The 22,004-nt window shown below is 39.0% G+C and carries 14 protein-coding genes; all 14 read left to right on the top strand.

Annotated features, from left to right (window positions below; all coding sequences use genetic code 11):
• Window positions 1–42: 42 nt before the first annotated feature.
• Window positions 43–744 carry a metallophosphoesterase gene (locus HP552_RS07440; RefSeq protein WP_246310792.1) on the top strand — a complete coding sequence of 234 codons (702 nt, stop codon included), beginning with the start codon at window positions 43–45 and terminating at the stop codon, window positions 742–744.
• A 92-nt stretch (window positions 745–836) separates the two neighbouring features.
• On the top strand, window positions 837–1,046 hold the full coding sequence (locus HP552_RS35920; protein ID WP_446686454.1) for a DUF7669 domain-containing protein: 210 nt from the start codon (window positions 837–839) through the stop codon (window positions 1,044–1,046).
• Window positions 964–1,161: a hypothetical protein gene (locus HP552_RS07445; protein WP_175394927.1), complete on the top strand. Its 198-nt coding sequence runs from the start codon at window positions 964–966 to the stop codon at window positions 1,159–1,161. Before HP552_RS35920 ends, HP552_RS07445 begins: the two co-directional genes overlap by 83 nt.
• A gap of 1,079 nt (window positions 1,162–2,240) precedes the next feature.
• Window positions 2,241–4,328, top strand: coding sequence for a DUF262 and DUF1524 domain-containing protein (locus tag HP552_RS07450; RefSeq protein WP_175394928.1), 2,088 nt, complete (start codon window positions 2,241–2,243; stop codon window positions 4,326–4,328).
• A 1,190-nt stretch (window positions 4,329–5,518) separates the two neighbouring features.
• Window positions 5,519–6,448, top strand: a complete 930-nt coding sequence (locus HP552_RS07455; RefSeq protein ID WP_175394929.1) for a PD-(D/E)XK nuclease family protein — start codon at window positions 5,519–5,521, stop codon at window positions 6,446–6,448.
• A gap of 502 nt (window positions 6,449–6,950) precedes the next feature.
• Window positions 6,951–7,457, top strand: coding sequence for a helix-turn-helix domain-containing protein (locus HP552_RS07460; RefSeq protein WP_095288522.1), 507 nt, complete (start codon window positions 6,951–6,953; stop codon window positions 7,455–7,457).
• 62 nt (window positions 7,458–7,519) lie between these two features.
• Complete coding sequence (locus tag HP552_RS07465; RefSeq protein ID WP_175394930.1) at window positions 7,520–8,464, top strand: hypothetical protein; 945 nt, start codon at window positions 7,520–7,522, stop codon at window positions 8,462–8,464.
• 107 nt (window positions 8,465–8,571) lie between these two features.
• Window positions 8,572–8,862, top strand: coding sequence for a TIGR04540 family protein (locus tag HP552_RS07470; protein WP_249281071.1), 291 nt, complete (start codon window positions 8,572–8,574; stop codon window positions 8,860–8,862).
• 3 nt (window positions 8,863–8,865) lie between these two features.
• Window positions 8,866–9,465 (top strand): DUF1819 family protein, encoded by a 600-nt coding sequence (locus HP552_RS07475; RefSeq protein WP_175394931.1) that lies wholly within the window; start codon window positions 8,866–8,868, stop codon window positions 9,463–9,465.
• A 3-nt stretch (window positions 9,466–9,468) separates the two neighbouring features.
• Window positions 9,469–10,035, top strand: a complete 567-nt coding sequence (locus tag HP552_RS07480) for a DUF1788 domain-containing protein (protein WP_175394932.1) — start codon at window positions 9,469–9,471, stop codon at window positions 10,033–10,035.
• 18 nt (window positions 10,036–10,053) lie between these two features.
• Entirely contained in the window at window positions 10,054–13,617 is a 3,564-nt protein-coding gene (gene brxC, locus HP552_RS07485; protein ID WP_175394933.1) for a BREX system P-loop protein BrxC, read from the top strand.
• 75 nt (window positions 13,618–13,692) lie between these two features.
• Window positions 13,693–17,241, top strand: a complete 3,549-nt coding sequence (pglX, locus tag HP552_RS07490; RefSeq protein WP_175394934.1) for a BREX-1 system adenine-specific DNA-methyltransferase PglX — start codon at window positions 13,693–13,695, stop codon at window positions 17,239–17,241.
• 80 nt (window positions 17,242–17,321) lie between these two features.
• Entirely contained in the window at window positions 17,322–19,880 is a 2,559-nt protein-coding gene (gene pglZ, locus HP552_RS07495) for a BREX-1 system phosphatase PglZ type A (protein WP_175394935.1), read from the top strand.
• An 18-nt stretch (window positions 19,881–19,898) separates the two neighbouring features.
• Window positions 19,899–21,953 (top strand): protease Lon-related BREX system protein BrxL, encoded by a 2,055-nt coding sequence (gene brxL / locus HP552_RS07500; protein WP_175394936.1) that lies wholly within the window; start codon window positions 19,899–19,901, stop codon window positions 21,951–21,953.
• The last annotated feature ends 51 nt before the right edge of the window (window positions 21,954–22,004 follow it).

Consider the following 22,004-nt stretch of genomic DNA (forward strand, 5'->3'; position numbering starts at 1 on the left):
AATTTGAGATGCTATAATTCGACATTTCAATTAGGAGGAAATATGTTGAAGTATTTTATGACCGATGTACACGGCGAGTATAAAGGTTTGGAGTTACTATTGAGGTATGCAGAGATCGATTTTACGAGTGATCAGCTTGTTTTTGGAGGCGATTCTATTAATCGAGGAAGGCAGAGCGGGAAAGTTATCAAAAGAGTAAAGGAGCTGACTGAGGCTTATCCTCAAAATGTCGTAGCTCTGATTGGCAATCACGAGGAGATGATGAGGGACTATTACCAGCGAGGTAACGTACTTTGGCTGAGCCACGGAGGGAAGGATACGATAAGAGATCTTGAGAAGACCTTTCCGAATGAGAAGGTAAGAACTGAGCATATAGAATGGGCAAGTAATCTGCCGTTGGTTTATGAAGATGACGAATTCGTTTACACGCACGCTGGCTTAAATCCATTTGAACCGCTTGATAAGCAAAGTAGGGATATCATATGGATGTCGGAGTTCGACTTTTACAGTATTTCGAAGGAAGACCTCATGAGCTTAACACAGCGTAGACCAGTGGTTCACGGGCATACTCCTTGCGAACGTATTTATTTTGATGGATCGAGATTAAACTGCGACATGGGATCAAATACATATATGATTGAGGAGGAGCGGGGATTAGGTCTGGTGAACCTGACAGAAATGACCTATCTCGTCTATCGGCAATATCATACGAAGATAGAGAAGCGGGAGATTGCAAGATTTTAAGTAGTGAATAGTAATTTTGAGGAGGATGCAAGGTGTCGGATCGTCAAAAAGTAAATTGCCGAGATGAGATTTTAGCGGCTGTACATGACATCGTGAAAAGAAAAGGGCGAAACGAGTTTGAGGTAAAAGAAGTCGTCGATTATATGTTGAGCAAGAATCCGAAACTAAATGAATCGACCATTCGAACGCATATTGGGTCAAGGTGTTGTGTGAACGCAAATGCTAATCATGCAGTTACGTATAACGATTATGAGCGAGTTGGATATGGAATGTATCGATTATATCAACCCGTGGAGTGTTGAGGACGATGCCCAAGATAGCAGAACAGAAATCGCAAAAAGCATTCAGACTCGTGAAGAACTGGAACGTATTGCGGCAGAAAAGGCAAGCGGATTTGGTCGTCTCCTGTTTCGGTAGCAAGACGCATCCAAATTCACAAGGATTGGCACTATCGTCAGGATGGTAATAAAGAACAATAAGATATGGTTCTTTAATAAGAAAAGCATCCTCACAGAAAATTGGGGGATGCTTTCATTTTGTCGCTGTGTGTCTTAGAAATGATAATCTGAGACTTGATCAAATAAGCCAAACAGTTTTACTTTTTCTGAATGCTTGTGACCAAGCAGATGAGTCTTTTCGCTACACATCTGACATGAACAATGGATCTTTCCTCTGCTTAAACGACCAAAATAGTCTCTGGTTCTTTTTGTTTGATATGGTTTCACTAACTATCACGCTCCCTGGAAGAAGGACTTAGCCTGCAACTGCCTCCAGAGAAAGAGTTGAACGGTTACAGGCTAAGCGTGAAATTCGTGAAGTATTGAGTTTGAGTCATGTATCATCACCTCGTTTTAGATACATTTAGTTTATTGGTTTACTACAAAAAAGGGCAATCCTAAGCGGAAACAATACAAGCGGCAGTAATGAAATCCATGCAAGCCAGATGAATTCCCGTTGTTTGAGAAGAATGGAATAAGTGATTAGAATATGAAAAACGAACAGAAGTATAGCACCTGTAAAGAGAGGTGTTGCATTCAAGTATAGTGTGAAAGAGGCATACAAAACTACACTTACGATTATATACTGCCATTTTCGAGAAACGATGGTGATAAACGCTACAATTAGTGAAAGAATTATTGAACAGCGAAAGATAGTACCTATCAACCTGCCATCCCCTTTCGCTCAATCCTATCCTTCCACGTACTCGTCATTGAAATACATAGACCAATATCTCAGATCGTCCATTCTACAAACTGCTTTTTGGACATCGATTTGCCCATTACGAACGTACCCTTCAATGAAAATCATTAAATCAAAGCATTGCGTATCTTATGATGCTTTCATCGTCCTTTCGTAATCAGATAAGGGAATTATATAAGAAAAGGAAACTACTGGATAAACTAATCGAACCGACAATCAACAAGTTCTTGGAAGAATTATTCAAAAGTCGTAAAATGATAAATATGAGTGAATGTTTGTGGAGGAGAGATGACAAAGTGAAGGCAGTTGAAACAAATTTACTAAAATTTCTGCAAGGGACAAAACAATTCATTATCCCGATTTATCAACGTAAATATAGTTGGACGATTAACCAATGTCGCCAGCTTTGGAATGATATTGTGCGAGCGGCGGAGGATGAGAAGGTAAAGGGTCACTTTGTCGGTTCGATTGTTTATATCGAGCGAGGATTGTATCAGATTTCTTCAGTTCCCCAATTGCTTGTAATCGATGGACAACAGCGGATGACCACATTAACCCTGTTTTTACTTGCACTGGGGAAAGCTATTGAAGGAAGTGAACAAGTATGTGATATTACAAAAAAGAAGATCATGAATTACTTTCTGGTCAACAATGACGAAGAGGGTGAGCAACGCCATAAGCTCATTCTTACGAAAAGTGACAAAGACACCTTGATCAGTTTGACAGCAGATAAAAAACTACCTGATGAATATTCACAGCGAGTATACGAAAATTACATGTTTTTCTTAGAAGCAATTCAAAAGATCGAAGTTGATTTAAACAAGCTATTTCAAGGTATATCGAAGCTAATTGTTGTGGACATATCGCTGGATCGTGATCATGACAATCCTCAATTAATTTTTGAAAGTCTTAACTCTACTGGACTTGATTTATCACAAGCGGATTTAATTCGTAACTTCGTCCTTATGAAATTAGAGCCGAAAGAGCAGACGGACTTATATACCGATTACTGGTATCCAATGGAGAAGAGCTTTGGCAATCTAAACGATTCTAATCTATTTGACCGTTTTATGCGTGATTATTTAACAGTCAAACAAGGGAAAATCCCGAATATTCAAGACGTATATGCAGTGTTTAAGGATCATGTGTATCAACAGAGTGAACATACGGTAACTGAGATTGTTGAAGATATCTACCGATTCTCCAAGTATTTTGTGAAGTTGGCATTTCAGACGGAAAAGGACAAAGATATTAATCAGGTACTTAATGATATTAACGCCTTAAAGGTGGATGTGTCGTATCCGTTCCTGCTCGAATTATATGAGGACTATGAACAACAAAAACTTCCCAAAGAAGATTTTATCAAGATTCTAAGAATGGTTGAATCGTATGTGTTCCGAAGATCGATTTGTGGGGTTCCGACAAATTCATTGAACAAAACATTTGCATCAATCAGCAAAGAAGTTGATAAGGATCAATATTTGGAAAGTACAATTGCGGCATTCGTACTTCAAGATTCGCATCGACGGTTCCCTAAGGATGAAGAGTTTATTCAGGAATCCGTTATAAAAGATGTTTACAATTTCAGAAGTCGCAATTATTTGCTTCGTAAGTTGGAAAACTTCAATCGTAAAGAGATTGTGGACATTGAAAGTTACACGATTGAGCATATTATGCCGCAGAATCCAAATCTTTCGTCCGAATGGAGGCAGGAACTCGGAGCTGATTGGGAGGAGGTTCAGAAGAAGTATTTACATATTCTTGGGAATTTAACGCTTACTCGATACAACTCTGAACTTAGTGATAAACCATTTATTGAGAAGCGTGATATGGAGGGGGGCTTTGGAGATAGTCCATTGCGACTGAATAAAGGAATGGGCAAACTTGGTGCTTGGAATGAAGTAGAGATCAATAAACGTGCTCGTTTACTTGCAGAACAGTCGGTTCAGGTGTGGGAGTATCCAAGTATTTCTGATGAAATCCTGTCTAAATACAATAAAAAAGTAACAAAAGGGGAATCTGCTACCTATACAATAGCTGATCATCCAGAGTTGCAGGGGGAAATGCTGGAACTATTCGAGGAGTTAAGAAAACGAATATGTAATCTCGATAGCTCTGTTCGTATGGAATACAAAAAGCCGTACATTGCTTTTAAGACAACAACTATTTTCGTGGACATTGTACCGCAAAAGAGTAGACTTCGGTTGAGTCTAAATATGGCTTTCGATGAAATAAATGATCCACAGGGCATCTGTAAAGACGTGAGCAAACTGGGACTTAGGGGTAATGGCGACGTAGAAATCGGGCTTTCGTCCATGGATGAAATTGAGAATGCGATGTTTTTAATCAAACAGTCATTCGAAAAGCAGTTGGATGATGAATAAGTTGTTTAATATCCAGTAGTAAAGAAATTTGGTATGACGTGGACCAGTAAGTTAGACTCTTGCTGGTCTATTTAGGAGGTCTTTATTAGATGGCTCTGTTAAAGCTCATTGTTGATTTTCAAGCAACAGAAAAAACCACCTTTTTCAGGACGATTGAATTGATCTTACGTTGCTCGTTAAATGCCTTGCTCCCTGCCTTTTTCAAGTAGCTTACTATATTCTTTGAATTTATCCAGGAGGTATAAAGTCATAATAAATTCCTAATTCTACGACAATTGATGTTGGAGTCCAACCTGTAACCTGCGAAAAGTAGTTATTAAGCACCCATATACAAGCATTACGCTATCCCCAAAAATTTCTTATTCGAGCCTTTGTCAATTCATTCTGGTTAAATACAGGAGTTATTATCTTTCGTATAACTTTGTTTATTTCTGCTGTACCAATCACAGTGGTCCCTCCGATTAAGCTCATGATTGCTTTAATATCTTTCCACATCCTTGATTACATTAAACTGCCAGTTAGCTTTATGAAAGAAAATCAACACCGACGTTTAACAAAGCCATAATGATAAGTGGCTCTACTAACGTTGAATATATGCAGATATTATGACCATATGCATAAGACATTCATAACAGTTATGAACAAGTGGAGATGTATTTATGTGGGACGCTTCATTCCTTATGTATAAGTTAAGATAGAGTTATGAGGATGTATGAAACAGGTATGAAGATGTACGATCAATTGTGAACAATTCTAATCAAATGAAGAAGCGACTGTATTTATACACAGTATCAACAGATTAGCCTGTGGATGAAACCTTAGTAACTAATCCCTGACTCCACTATTTTACTGATTAATATTTCCCCTCAGTCGATGCGGTGTGTGAGATTTCATTTAGACAAGCATTGTTTACGTCTCGAACGCTTGTTATAATTTAACCGAACGTAAGTTCTTATAAAGGGGTGGATATCTATATGCAGTACCGAGTCACACGAGACAATAATATATTCAGTAGTATTCAGAAGCATGCCTCCAGTATCAGAAATGGAGAGCGTGCTTTTTTTATTTCGTTGTGATGAGAACGGTATAGGAATGAGTATTTGAAATGATTTTAGGTTACATGGAACCAAATCATGACAGGGCGTGCCTTATTTTGAATGTAAACAGTATGCGAGGGGGGAGTGAGGGCAGTGAATATAAAATATCCTGAGTTCTCATGGAGTTTGAGCCGCCATAAGACGTTATCCGAGTGTGCCCGTCGCTACTACTTCAGTTACTATGCCTCTCCCATTGGAAGACGAAGGAATGCGTCCAACCTCCAAAAGCATGCTTGGAGACTGAAGAATCTGCAATCACTGGCAATGGTCTTCGGCTCTTCAGTACACGAACAAATACATCGAATTGTAAATTCATTAGATGAACTGAAGGAACTGCCTCTACAGCTTGAGATTATGGCGAATATACGCTCAGACTTGAACAAATCTTATTGTGATTTAAAGTACCGACAGAATCTATGGTTAGAGATGCCGAGTGATTATTCGATTTTGTCTGAAATCTATTTTGATGGTGAATTATCGCTTGAAGCAATTTCGGATTATCAACAAAGATTGCCTGATACAGTTCACAATCTAATTTCCTGCAATACGGTTAATGACTTATTTCAACGGCGGAAAGATACGGAGTTGATAGCGTCAGAACGGTTTAGATTTATTGAAGTTAGGGGCGTTAAGGTTTGGATCGTAATTGATCTTTTGTACAGGGACTTGGGGAATGGAAAGTATGTGATAACTGATTTCAAGACTGGCAAGAGAAGTGAAAATGATCGAACACAGCTCGCCCTTTATGCCAAGTTCGTAAAAGAATCATTCCAGATCGGCACTGAGGATCAGATTGAGCTTCGGAACGAGTATCTAAACGATGGTTCATTTGTTTCATTCGCCCCAACTCGCTACGATTTTGAAAATATTGATTATCTCATTCATACCAGCATCGATTGGATGCAGTCTTACTTACAGGATATTCAGAATAATGTGCCGCTCGAAATGGAGGCGTTTGAGCAGACAAAGTACGAGCCAACGTGTAGGAGCTGTCAGTTTAGGGAGCTGTGTGGGAAAGCGTGAGCATTCTAAAAGTTGTATCTGGATGCTCGCTTTTGTAAACCTGAATGTTATTGCATCAATCCCTGAATGAAAAAGTTGTATCTAATTTACCTTCTATAAGGAAGCAGGATGAAATTCAGTACAACTTTTAGTTTTGATCAGAATTCTGGAGTGGATTTCCCAAGAGATTTTCATTGAAACCAAATGTTGCCTAATACTCCAAGATGATTGAATTCTGTTGTCTTACGACAACAGCTAAGATGTTACTGTATTGTCCCTTGAGTAATTGATAAAAACAATGTCTCAATAAATGAATTGTTGATTTAAACACCAAAGGAGATTGCCATTCTTCAACTGGTAATTCATTTGTTAAACGTCTAAAGACAACATCATCTGCACTCATCAAAATTTAGATAACTGATGCTTCAAGTGTTATTGAAACGCAGGTCAATGCTTATGATAAAAGGTTCTACAGAACAAAGGATTCTCACTACGAGGAAAAGCAGAAAGGAGCCATTTAAGAATGGTAGATGACAAAAAGAAAGACAATACAGCTTCAGGTTTAGCAATTGAGGAAGGCAACCACGTAGGAGGGTATGCAATTTCGGAGAGCTTCGGAATCTTGATTCGGCACTACAGAATGAAAGTAAAAGATCTATCCTTGAAGCAACTGGAGGAAATGAGCCAAGTGTCAAGCTCGTACATCAACAGACTTGAACGAGGTGAAAAAACATCACCAAGCTTACCCGTTGTATTTTCATTGGCAGAGAGCCTTGAGATCCCGTATTCCGTCCTAATGGCGACTATCTTCCAAAAGACAGACGACAAAGAGCAAGGACAGCCATCAATTTCAGACGTGCTGATCCAAAGTAACTTTGCCTTAAACGACCAAGCACTAAGCAAAGAAGCACGTTCCATTCTGATAACGATTAACGAGTTTCTGGTTAATTGCCAATGGGATGCTGGAAGTAAAGTGAAGGAATTGTACATGCTGTCTGAAATGCTGGATGAGTTTAAATCGGCTATATAAAGGATGAGTAAGGGAGGGAAGGCGTTGTCTTCCCTTTCTAAAATGATGGAGAGTGATGTTGAATGAGTAAAAACGGATCCGAGAAAGAGTTTATTCTAACCCTTTTTCTCCTAAAGTATCCCGAATACCTGGAGGATCTCATTGGACAAAAGTTAGAGCTTGCAGAGGCAGAGGTTCCGATTGGCAGACGCAAAGTGGATTTGTATGCGATAAATGTATCTCGGAGATTGCCGATATTTATTGAATCTCAAGTTAACCAATCTGATCAACGTCACTTAGAGAAAGTGCTTGAAATATTAGATGGAACATCGGAGGGAACAATCATCTGGATTGCTTCAGGATTCAATGAGAGTTATCTTCAACGAGTTAGATCATACATGAAGAGTCATAAACACAAGTACATCGATTTTTACGCCTTGCGTTTACATGAACAAGCCATATTGTGGGCAAGTGATCTTAACAAGCTATACAAGCTTGAAGTGTGGGGAAAACTACATTGCATAAGAGATTCGGCGTATCCGCCACTGGAACTGTATGACTCTTATTCACAAGTTCCGTCAACTCATACTGGGCGGATAATAGTGAAGACAAAGTATGATTTTAAGCGGACGGAGGATGTGAAGCAATACATGCTTGAAAAGCTAAGGGGATACGTACCCCACTTAACCAATGTATGGAAAGCTAAGAAGCATAATAGTCACGATTGTCAGCTCTCACTTGGAGGTGGTCGCAATGGTGTTAATTTCAAATTGAGTGCTCATAATAAATATGGACAGGCATCGATTTATCTGCATTTTGATCAATCTCAGGCGGAGTTGTATCACTCATACGAGAGTAAGATTCAAGAGCTTCAGGCAAATATACACCCTGTACTCGTTGCGAAGGATCGAAAAATAGGATTAGGATTTCACCCGCAAGATGAACTGGACGATACTATCAGAAGGTTGGCCAATATACTTGAAAGGATGCTAAAGGTGATGGGACCAGAATTGTATTGGGGGAAATAATGTTGTCATCAAACCGCTTAACAAGCGGTTTTTCTTTTTGGGATGATCCTGTATAATAAAAAAGTAAGAGTAGAGTAATAATGAAGTATAAGCAGATTTTGTGCGAGGTGGTTAATTTGGAACTGAAACTTTTTTATAAAACTCAGAGGGAACTCGCTACGGCGTTAAACGAGATCGTTGATGCTTATTGGGATAATACCGTAAGCGAAGATTCGCTAATGCAGAGTGTGTCGAATATGTACATAAACAACCCGAACAAGATTATAAAGCAAGAACAGTTTACAACGATACTTAAACAACAATGCGGGAAGCGACGATTGGAGGTTATCGAACGGGTACTATTAATGACTGGAATGATGAAGGATCAAAATACTATTGTTGTAAAAGCAGGGAGTTGAGTTATGTCTACAGAATTAGAATATAGTGCTACATTAACAGGGGCTTCATTCCTATTTTTCGAGTTCAAGCAGGTCGTAAGTCTTAAAGTGCAGGGCTTAAATGAGCAAGAGATAAGGGAAAAGGTACTATCAGAGAACTTATTTCAGTATCAGGTCAGTGCAAGCCTTAAAAGAAGCATACCGTCGGTAATACGGAGGACAAGCATTCTCGATAATACATTATGTCGGTTGGTGCTGGAGCATTCGCTGGAGTCGGGAAAGATTATCAACCTTTATGCCATAATGAAAACAGACAGGCTCTATTATGAATTCATGAATGAGGTCATTCGTGAGAAGCTTGAATCGAATACCTATTTATTGGAGAAGAAGGATCTTAATCTTTATTTTAACTCTAAAGCGGAGCAAGACGAAGGTATTGCTGGATGGACGGAACAAACCGTTACGAAGCTAAAGAATGTCATCCAACGAATCTTACTTGAGTCAGGTGTGTTGAAGGACAAGAAGACAGGCGAGTTAAGCAGGATTATGATGGATGAACAGTTGAAACAACATTTGATCCAAATCGGAGACATTGCTTATGTTCGAGCAATGGGTGAGGTATAGCGTATGGCGAATATTAAAAGTAGGCTTGATAAAATAATACCGAAGATCAGGGAAGATAAGTTCATTGAGGGCAGAGGCTTGGGAAACGAAATTAGCTTCTATGTGTTTGATTACGAGCCTGAGAACGAACTGCTGGTTCGAGATTATATCCCTCACGTATTGAAGGAGTTCAGTCACGAAGGTTCTGGACGCAAACTCATTGAGTTCGATTTATATAAGATGCTCATTGAGATTGCCAAAGAGAAACGGATCTATGACCGAATACCTCAAATGGAAGAAAGACAGGGCAAGGATGCCTTGTTTAAAGCGATGGCTAACTTTGCAAAACCTGAAGTGTTTCTTCAAAAGATAAAGGAACAATTGGCCGATAATAATGTTGTGCTTATTACTGGTGTTGGAAAGGTGTATCCATTCGTACGTTCCCACAACATCCTTAACAATCTTCAAGAGGTGCTGGATAAAACTCCTGTCATTATGTTTTTCCCAGGGAAATACGATGGATTATCATTACGCTTATTTGATCGCTTCAAAGACGATAACTATTATAGAGCATTTCGTTTAGTGGATTAATTTCGAGGGGGAAGACTTGTGCAAATTAAAGACATGTTTGTAAAAGACATTGAACGTAGCATTAAAGGCGTAATTAAGGTTGCTCAAACCGATGAAGATAACATATATCAGGAACTTGATGAATATGTCGTGACACGAGAACTTAATAAGCACTTATCCAAATTCTATGAAAATTATCAGCAAGGTATTGATGGAAATACAGATAAAATGGGCGTTTGGATTTCGGGCTTCTTTGGTTCGGGTAAGTCGCATTTTTTGAAGATCCTTGCATACTTGCTTGAAAATAAAAAGGCAAAGGATAAGAGAGCTGTGGATTTCTTTGCTGATAAAATTCAAGATGAACTCATATACGCTAATATGAAGAGAACGGCAAATGTAGAAACTGAGGTCATTCTATTTAACATCGATTCGAAAAGCTCTTTGGATAACAAGTCGAAAGAGGATGCGATCCTTCGGGTATTCACGAAAGTCTTCTACGAGCATATGGGCTTTTATGGGGATATCCCTGGTGTGGCAGAGATGGAGAAGTACCTGACCAAAGAAGGTGTGTATGGGGACTTTAAACGTGAGTTTAAAGCGGCGGCAGGCGAAGAATGGGTTGACCGCAGAAACACCTTCTATTTTGATGCTGACTATGTAATTGGAGCCTTAAACAAGGTTACTTCCATGTCCGAGGAGACGGCTCGTAACTGGTTCGAGAATGGTGTTAATAACTTTGAGATTAGCATCGAAAAATTTTCGAAGGACGTAAAAGAGTACATTGCTCAGAAGGGGAGCAACTTCCACCTCATTTTCCTGGTCGATGAGATTGGTCAATACATAGGTGACAGTAGACAACTCATGCTTAACTTACAAACACTGGCGGAGGATCTCGGAACGCATTGTCAGGGTAAAGTATGGATCATGGTTACTTCGCAGGAGAGCATTGATAGTATTGTTAAGGTGAAGGGTGATGACTTCTCCCGTATTCAAGGACGATTCGATACGAGATTATCACTTTCCTCGATTTCGGTTGATGAGGTTATTAAAAAGCGGATTCTTGAAAAGAAAGAGCATGTTGCCGATAAGTTGAAGCTTCTCTCACATGAAAAGAGTGCTACCCTTAAAAACCTGATTAGTTTTAAGGATAGCACAGCGGATTTGCGTGGCTTTGAAAATGATTTGGAGTTTGTGGATGTCTATCCGTTCCTTCCTTATCAGTTCAAATTACTTCAGAACGTTTTTGAACAAGTGCGTAAGCATGGCAGTTCAGGTAAGCACTTATCTGAGGGAGAGCGTTCCATGCTTTCGGCTTTCAAGGAAGCTGGCTTGCGGTATAAGGATGCTGAAGAGGGTACACTCATCCCGTTTTATGCTTTCTACGATACAATTAAGGAGTTCCTAACCCCTACAATCGCAAGGGTTATTGAAGGTGCTTATGAGAATCCAGTATTAAAAGACGATCCGTTTAACATGGATCTGCTTAAAGTGTTGTTCATGATTAAGTATATTAAAGAGCTTCCTGCGAATATCGACAATGTTGCTACGCTCATGGTTACACAGATCGATGAAGATAAGTTGGCTTTGAAAGAAAAAATCAATGTTTCAATTCGGAAGTTGATAAAAGAAACATTAGTAGAGAAAAATGGGGAGCACTATCAATTCCTTACTGACGATGAACAAGATGTTAATCGTGAAATTAAAGAAATGAAGATTGATGAAGACACTTTGAAGAAAGAAATTAGAACTTATATTTTCGAAGGATTATTCGATGTAAAGAGGATTCCTATTTCGAAAAACTATCTATTTTCATATAACAAGAAAATGGATGAGAAAGATTACGGGTCTCAAACAGCAAGTATTGGAATCAATATTCTCTCTCCGTTATCAGATCACTATTCAAAGTCTGAGCAAGAATTAATGCTTATGTCATCTGGATCGAGTGAAATGATTTTACGATTGGGTGGAAGTGAAACATATATTGAGGATATGGAAGAAGCCTTAAAGATTGAAGAGTATATTAAGAAAAACCATCCAGAACAGCCAGAGCATATTCAAAATATTTTTAATAACAAACGTGTCGAAGCGAGAGTACGTAGAGGGAGAGTAAACAGCTTTTTAGAAGAAGCCATCAAAAACGGCACATTCTACATTAACGGTAATAAAGCAGATATTAAAGTTGCGACAGTTAAAGAACGAATCAACGCTGGATTTTACTCACTAATTGAGAATGTGTATACAAAGCTTGGATATGTAAAGAACTTTTTGGAATCGGAAAAGGATCTCCTTTCGATTTTGAGAAGTAATAATGAGCAGTTGACTATAGATGGTGGATCATCGAATTCAAACGAGCTGGCTGTCAAAGAAGTCATGGACTTTATTGGTCTACAGGATAGCATTCAGAAGCAAATACGAGTAAAAACTCTTTTAGATCGTTTCAAAGATAAACCGTATGGGTGGAAAGAGCTTGATATTGCAGGACTGATAGCAGAATTGATGAAGGAACAACGCATCCGTCTTAGACTTAACTCTGAATACTTGGAGCCAGAAGATAGTAATACTTTAAACGCTTTGACCAAGGTAAGTGAAGTTGATAGGGTTATTGTTACGAAACGGGTTAAAGTTGATGAATCACTTTTACGAGTGGCGAAGAACATCTGTAAGCAAGTGTTCAATAAAACGGATGTTGCTGATGATGAAGATGGACTGATTAAGGATATTCGAATTCTTATTGAACAACAGGTTAGCGAAATCAATGCACTGAAGAGCCGTTATGAGGGTAGGAAGTATCCTGGCGGAAGTTTGTTGAATAAAGGTCTTGAGTATTTTGGTGAATTTACGAAGGGTTTGGACAATGTTTCGTTCTTTACCAAATTACGCGACTTGGAAGACAACTTATTGGATTGGGAAGAAGATGTTACTTATGTAAAGAGCTTCTTCGCTTCCCAAAAAGATATCTTTGACAAAGGACTTCGTGCAATTGAAAAGTATAAAGAGAACAATGTTTACTTAACGGGTAACGAGATCAAAGGCTATGCAGATAAACTGCAAGAGATTTTGACGGAAGTGCAGCCATATCGCAAAATCAAGGATATTCCTGAGCTTGTGAACAAAATTGATAAGCAAATTCTGGGGGTACTTCAAGAAAAGAAAGTAGCGGCGAAGAACGTTATTCAATTGGATATTAATCATCTCACGTTACGTGCTAATGAAGATGGAGTTTCTGAGGAGACGAAACAACGAATCCACTCTTACTATGAAAACTTGTTCATAAGTATGAATGAACTTGTCGACATCTTTAAAGTTGATGCGACAATAACGCAAAGTTCAGCTTTCAAAGACAAACAAGAACTCATTATTAATCGTGAAATTCGTGATTTTGAAGAGAAGCTACAAGTGGAACCGCCAGAGAAAGATGGCGGAAGAGATAAGTATAACGTTGTAGTGAAGCCAGTCCCTCAGCGTGAACGTGTAAAGGTCAACGCCTTACTTTCAACCAAGACACTGAGAACGGAAGAAGATGTGGATATGTTGCTGGAGACATTATCGGCAAAGCTGAAACAGATTATTAAGAGTAATAAACAGATCGAGTTTATTGATTAGAAATTTGTGCCGTGGTCATAGGCCACGGCATTCTGACTATAAATTCTATTCTAATATGGGCTGGTGAAAATACGGATGAATAAGACAGCATTGAAAAACTTTGCGACCAATGCTCGCAAGGAGTTAATTGAGAAGGTCAAAGCGAAGGCGTTTAAGATTGGGATAACGGAAGAAAATATAAAGAAGGCTCAATTCGAAAGTTCAGATGCAATTTATATTGATGGTAAACGACTCTCAGCAATTGAAAAAAAACAACGGGAAAAGCTGATTTCTCGAATTAAGGAAATCGGGTATCAACAAGTAGTCGAAGAAGTAGCATATACATGGTTCAATCGCTTTACTGCATTGAGATTTATGGAGGTAAACAACTATCTTCCTACAAAGGTAAGGGTGCTGTCCTCCAGTAATGCCGACAGTAATGAACCTGACATTATAAAAGAGGCATTGACGGTCGATTTAGATGTGGATAAAGAACTGGTTTACGATCTCAAGATAAACAATAATACTGAAGAACTTTTTAAGTATTTGGTCATCAAGCAATGTAATCACTTGAATAAAATTCTTCCTTTCATGTTTGAAACGATCGATGATTTTAAAGAAATTCTTTTTCCTGATGGACTATTGGCTAAAGATTCATTTCTTCGTGTAATGACTGACTTAACAGCTATTCCAGAATCCAATTGGGAACAAGTTGAGATTATTGGATGGCTTTATCAATTCTATATTTCAGAAAAGAAAGATCAGATTTTTGCTAACCTTAAGAAAAATATAAAAATCAGTAAAGATAATATTCCTGCGGCAACTCAACTTTTTACTCCTCACTGGATTGTTAAATATATGGTTGAAAATTCGTTAGGGCGAACTTGGTTGGAGAGTTATCCCGATAGTTCATTAAAGTCAAAGTGGGAGTATTATTTGGAGGAAACAGATCAAAATGCAGAAGTTAAGAAGAAGCTCGAAGAAATGCGTTATAAAAATATAAATCCAGAGAGCATCACATTTCTGGATCCATCTTGTGGAAGCGGTCATATATTGGTATATGCTTTTGATATGTTATATGAGATGTATCTTGAAAAAGGGTACATTGACGATGATATTCCAAAGTTAATACTTGAAAAGAATTTGTTTGGTTTGGATATTGACGATCGAGCAGTTCAATTATCCTCTTTTGCTGTGATGATGAAAGCAAGGGAAAAATCCAGAAGAATTTTTAGACAAGACATTAAACTAAACATATGTGCAATACATGAAAGTAATTGGATGCGTGAAGAAATAATCAACGAAATAATAGATGAAAATGCTATAGGGCTTCCAATTGAGGAGCAATTAGAGGTGCTGAAAAATATAAGGAATACGTTCAAGGACGCAAAAGAGTATGGCTCTATTTTGATTGTTGAATCATTTGATTTGAATTTTTTAGATAAGAGATTAAAAGATTTATCAAAAGAAACAGAGGACCAAGGAGATATACTCCAACGAATCGCAAAAAACGAAATCATTGAGAAACTGCCTAAGATTTTGTTGCAAGCGAGAATTTTGGGAAATAAGTATAATATAGTTTGTACCAATCCTCCTTATATGGGTGGGAGCGGCATGGGAGCAAAACTTTCTGATTATCTTAAACGTAATTATCCTAATACAAAAATGGATCTATTCTCTGCATTTATTGAAAAGGGCTTTTTCTTAACGCAAGATTCAGGATATAACTGTATGGTAACTATGCAATCTTGGATGTTCTTGTCAAGTTTTGAAAAGATGAGAATGGAGATTTTGCGGAATAAAACAATTTCTACTCTACTTCACATGGACAATATGGTTATGGGTATAGCTTTCGGTACCTCTGCGACTGTTTTTAGAAATGTTTTAGTGGAGAATTATAAGGGCACTTATTTAGAAATAAAGTATTCAGACCTAAATAATAAAAATGAACCTTCTGAATTTCCCTTTAAAGAAAATCGAATTGCACAAGTGTGTTCTGAAGATTTTTCAGAAATCCCTGGCCAACCAATTGCCTACTGGATAACTGATAAGGTGAAAAGGATGTTTTCTAATGGTGTGCCATTAGAACAAAAAGCTCAACCAAAACAAGGAATGGCGACTTGCGACAATAAAAGATTTTTAAGATTTTGGTTTGAAGTAAGTCAAAATAAGTTGAATTATAACGCCAAAAACTCTCATGAAGCTATTGATTCAAGAATGAAGTGGTTTCCGTACCATAAAGGCGGAGCATATAGGAAATGGAGTGGGAATTTTGAATATGTTGTAAATTGGGAAAATAATGGTGCAGAAGTTAAAGAGTTCACAAATATGTTAAGTAAGGATAAGCCAGGTGGCCGTATTAAAAATGAAGACTATTATTTCAAAAAGGGTCTCACTTGGTCTACATTATCTTCGGGGAGCATATCATTTAGGTATTTTGAAGAAGGTTTTCTCTTCGATACCAAAGGATCAGTCTGTTTTCCAAATGACATTGAGGATATTTATTACCTTGCAGGCTTGCTTAACTCTAATGTTGTGAATCAACAAATGAAAATTTTAGCACCAACAATGGATTATAATCCACAAGCGATTAGGAGAATTCCATACATTCACAATGAGGAAAGAAAATCCATTATCGAGTTGTACGTCAAGGAAGCTATTATGATCTCTAAAAATGACTGGGATTCATATGAGACTTCTTGGAGTTTCGTAAAGCATCCATTATTAAAAAGTGGGTATGAGAATGAGAATATATCGAGAATAAAAAACTCGTTCGAAAGATGGTCAGCTCATTCTGAGACTCAATTTAATAGACTAAAAGAAATTGAAGAGCAACTAAATCGTATTTATATTGAAATCTATGATATACAAGACGAATATATACCTTCTGTAGATGACAAGGAGATTACACTTCGTAAGGCTGATTTAGAGAAGGATATTAAATCTTTTATCTCCTACGCAATTGGTTGTTCTTTCGGTCGATATTCTTTGGACGAAGATGGCTTGATTTATGCTGGAGGAGAGTTTGAATCATCTCGTTATAAAGTTTATAAGGCTGTTAAGGATAATATTCTACCTATTATTACGGATGCTTATTTTGAAGATGAAGCCGTTACAAGATTATTAGAACTTGTTCGTGTTGTATATGGAGAAGAATCATTAGAGGAGAATTTGGATTTTATAGCAAGCTCCCTTGGTAGAAAAAACGGAGAATCGGCAAGGGAAACATTGCGACGTTATTTACTTAATGATTTTTATAAAGAACATATTCAAACATATAGTAAGAAACCAATTTACTGGCTATTTACTTCTGGTAAGCACAAAGCATTCAATTGCTTAATCTACATGCACCGTTATGATAAATCGACACTGTCGAGAATTAGAACGGACTATCTGCATGAACTACAGATTCGGATGGATGCCGAGAAGAAGACATTGCTTGATGTTATTAATGGGGATGGAACAACTAAAGAAATTGCCAATGCTAAGAAAGAACTCAAGTCTCTTGATCTGAAGATTGAGGAACTTCGAGCATATGATGAAAAGCTTCATCATATGGCAGACATGCAAATTGAAATCGATCTCGATGATGGTGTTGCTGTGAACTATGCTAAATTTGATGGCTTACTCGCTCCAATCAAATAATTTGGGTACAATGGGGATATGCCAGTTATTGTTGGTATATCCCTGTTTTCAACCTGATTCTGAAAAGGTGTTGATAAATAATGAATATGGACGAAGTGACCAAAGCTCTCCAAGAGGCCTTTCTTCAGCCGCTTGCTGAGGGTGAGCATCGGAAGATCATCTTCTGGTTTGATAAGGATCAGGAGTTTGCTGAATATATACATGAGATTTCCCTTGAGAACGTCAAAGTGCATACGTTGACTGAGGGTAATAACTTCTATACTAAGGTGTTGCTCGAAGAAGAGGATTCGACCTCGAACTATTTGATCTATTCCAACCTGGACATGAGTATGGAAGACAATTGGTTGTTGGATACAATTCTGTACTCGAAGAAGTTCTATGCGGATAGGATATCCCTCATCATGAATGAACTGAACATCGATACTTCCCTTCGGAGTTCAGTAAAGAAATATGAGAAGTTCTTTGGAAGTAAGGATCGGATTAAGAAATTCAAAGGGTTCGAGGTTAAGGCGGATTCTGAAGGAACAATTGAACTAATGATAATGAGTGCGTTATGCAACATCAAGACTCCAGATTTTGAGGATGTTCTAAAGGGTGTACTGATGGATTCAATTGATGACAGTGAGAATAAGCATCTGGATTCGATTGCGAAGTATGTAGGGTTAGAAGTGTTTTGGAATGCGGTAGCTGAGCGGTATGGCTATGAGCAAAGTCAAAAGTCACTTAAAACGCTGTTTATCCATTTGACGGTCACTGCACTTAGCCATGCGGTTAATGAGGGACGTCTTTCACTGGTTAAAGGCTATATTGCTACTCGAAATAAGTCCAATGCTTTGGTGTTCGTTGACCACTGGATGCATCATAAAACGGATTATCATCTGTATGACCGATATGCGGAAATCGCTGAGAAAGAAATCAAGCTATCGGATATCGTAAATCAGCTCCCTATTGAAGAATTCAAGGCGGCGGATATATTCCCATACTTCGATAAAGCAATTATCATTTATATCGCCAATAGTCTGGAAGATCGACTTGAGGATTATGATGCATATACGAAGCTAATTAACCTGCGGAGAGCGAAGCATTACTACGAGAGATATCAATCCATTTATGAAGCCCTCTACTACACCGTTAAGATGTTCGAGTTTCATAAGAAATACAGCATGGGTATTCCGAAAACGCAAGCAGTGGACATGTACCGAGCTTATGTGAATGACTATTACCAAATGGACATGTTCTATCGGAAATTCTATGTTGCATACGATAATGATTCGAACAGCGAAATTTTGAAGAAGCTTAAAGTGATGGTTGAGAACCTATATACGAACTGGTATATGAGCGAATTAAGCTCGCATTGGTCCGCCGCTGTGCATGATGAGTTAAAATCAAGCTGGGTATTGCCAGGGATCCAAAGCCAGAAGGATTTCTATAGAAGTTTTGTTGCACCGAAAATCTCTAATGGTGATCGGGTATTTGTTATCATTTCTGATGCACTTCGCTATGAGATAGCGGCGGAGCTGGCGGACAAGCTAAACTCGGAGACGACAGGAGCTTGTGAAATTCAGCCATTGTTAGGAGTTGTACCTTCTGTAACCAAGATGGGAATGGCATCACTTCTTCCGCATAAGAATTTGGAGATCGATCTAAGTGGAAAAGTATTGGTGAATGGGAAGTCTTCCAGTGGGATAGATAATCGTATTGATATCCTACAAGGAGCAGTAGCTGATAGTACCGCCATTCACTATCAAGAGCTGAAAAACATGAATAAGGCTGGTCGCAGGGAAACTTTCAAGGGTAAGAAACTGGTATATATTTATCACGACAGCATTGATGCAACGGGAGATAAGGCATCGACCGAGGTCTATACGTTCACAGCGGCTGAGAAAGCTATTGATGAATTGTACGATATAGTTAAAATCATCAAGGATGATTTGAGCGGTACAAACATTTTCATCACTGCGGATCATGGTTTCGTTTATCAACGTGATGCATTGGAAGAGAGTGACAAGATTGATAAGGAAGATATTCAAGCGTTTGAGGTTAAACGGAGACATCTTTTCTCGCAAGAAAATGGAGAACGAAGCGGTCTCCTTGATATCAACATGGATAGTCTAATTAAGAATGAGCATAAGATCACCACTTATGTTCCGAAGGCGACTATTCGTTTCAAAATTCAAGGGGCTGGTGCTAATTTTGTTCATGGCGGAGCCAGTCTTCAAGAGATCGTTGTGCCGCTCATACAATTTAAGAACATTCGAGCTGGGCAAAAGAACAGTCGTGAAATCGAGAAAGTGGATGTAAAGATCACAAATACCACCAGAAAGATCACGAATAGCCTGTTCAACCTTACCTTCTTCCAGACGGAGAAAGTGGAGGACAAGCGGGTTCCTCGAACGGTTAAGATCTACATGGTGGATGATGCCGAAAGCGTGATTAGTAATGAGGAACTCGTCATCTGTGATCGAACATCAGATAAGCCAGACGAGCGTACATTTAAGCTTCGCTTTGCGTTAAAGGCGATACCATATGATAAGAATAGTAACTATTACCTCATTACAAAAGACATTGAAACAAATGTAGTCATTGAAAAAACGCAGTTCACAATCAATATGGGCATAGTTAGTGACTTCGATTTTTAGAGGAAAGGAGAGGAACGAATGGAGTCAATAAGCGAAGGACAAACGATCGATTTAGATAGGAAACTGAATGATGTCTTTTCAGGCAGGGCTGTTCGAAAAGACCTGACAAAGCTAATGAAAGAGGGGGCAAATGTCCCTGTTTATGTTCTTGAATATCTTCTTGGTATGTATGCCGCTACAGATGATGAAGACAACATTCAAGAAGGGATTCAACGGGTAAAGAAGATCCTCTCAGAGAATTTTGTTAGACCAGATGAAGCGGAGAAGGTCAAATCGAGAATTCGGGAACTCGGTCAATATTCCGTTATCGATAAGATAACGGTAACGCTCAATGAGAAGATCGATTCCTATGTGGCAGAGTTCTCTAACTTGGGACTAAAAGGGGTTCCAATATCGCCGAACTATGTCAAAGAGTACGACAAGCTCTTGGCAGGCGGGATCTGGTGTATGCTGAAGATGGAATACTTCTTTGATGAAGAGGTCAAGAACAGCAATCCGTTCAGCATCAGTAGCTTGAAGCCGATTCAAATGCCGAACATGGATCTGAACGAGGTATTTGAGGGTAGGAAGAGCTTCACGAAAGAGGAATGGATCGATGTACTTATTCGCTCTACAGGTATGGAGCCGACCCAACTTGAGGACAGAGTGAAGTGGCATCTACTACTTCGACTTGTACCACTTGTTGAAAACAACTATAACATGTGTGAACTCGGTCCACGGGGGACTGGTAAATCACATGTGTATAAAGAGATATCGCCTAACTCGATTCTCGTCTCTGGTGGCCAATCGACGGTTGCTAACCTTTTCTATAATATGTCTTCGAAAAAAGTAGGGCTTGTTGGGATGTACGATGCCGTGGCATTCGATGAAGTAGCGGGTATAACCTTTAAAGACAAAGATGGTATACAGATCATGAAGGATTTCATGGCTTCAGGATCATTTGCACGGGGCAGAGAAGAGAAGGCGGCTTCTGCTTCCATGGTATTCGTCGGGAACATCAACCAAAGTCTTGATTCACTGATCAAGACATCCCATCTGTTTGCGCCATTCCCTGAGGCAATGGCGAATGACTCTGCATTCTTTGATCGGATGCATTACTACCTCCCAGGCTGGGAAGTACCGAAGATGCGACCTGACTTCTTCACAGATAAGTATGGCTTCATCGTCGATTACATGGCTGAATACTTTAGAGAAATGCGGAAGCGTTCGTTTGCGGATGCTCTGGATCGGTATTTTAGGCTGGGTAATAACCTGAATCAACGTGATGTTATTGCAGTGCGTAAAACGGTATCAGGGTTAGTGAAGCTATTGTATCCGAACGGCGAGTATACGAGAGATGGCATCGAGGAGATCTTGAAGTATGCCCTTGAAGGAAGAAGAAGGGTAAAAGAACAGCTCAAGAAAATCGGAGGTATGGAGTTCTACGATGTTCACTTCTCTTATATCGATAAGGAATCATTGAGCGAAGAGTATGTATCTGTACCAGAGCAAGGTGGCGGCAAGTTAATTCCTGAAGGCATGGGCAGACCAGGGCATGTATATAGCGTTGGGCATGGAGATTCTGGAATGATTGGGGTATACAAACTGGAGAACCAAGTCGTTTCGGGGTCAGGAAAATTCGAGAAGTCAGGTGTCGGATCCCATCGGGGAGCGAAAGAGAGCTTGGATACCGCCTTCCGTTACTTTACTTCAAATAGTAAAAGTATCAGCGGCTCGATTAGTACAAAGACCAAGGACTATCTGATGCATATTAGTGACATGCAAGGCATCGGATTGACGGAAGAATTAGCGATTGCCGAATTGATTGGATTATGCTCAGGTGCATTGGAACGCCCCGTTCAAGAATCGATGGTCGTGCTTGGTAACATGACAGTAGGCGGTACAATTGCGAAGGTCGATGAGTTTGCCAATACTCTTCAAGTGTGCGTAGATGCAGGAGCTAAGAAGGTATTGATACCTGCGTCGTCCGTAGTTGATTTTCAAACGGTTCCCGCAGATCTGCTGATAAAGGTTCAACCCGTGTTTTATTCGGATCCGACTGATGCTGTGTTTAAGGCGTTGGGGGTAGGATAAACATATGGAGGATAAGGTACATAAAATCATTGCTGAGCTTGATTATGGTTC

The organism is Paenibacillus xylanilyticus (assembly GCF_013359935.1).
In the GTDB taxonomy this organism is placed as follows: domain Bacteria; phylum Bacillota; class Bacilli; order Paenibacillales; family Paenibacillaceae; genus Paenibacillus; species Paenibacillus xylanilyticus.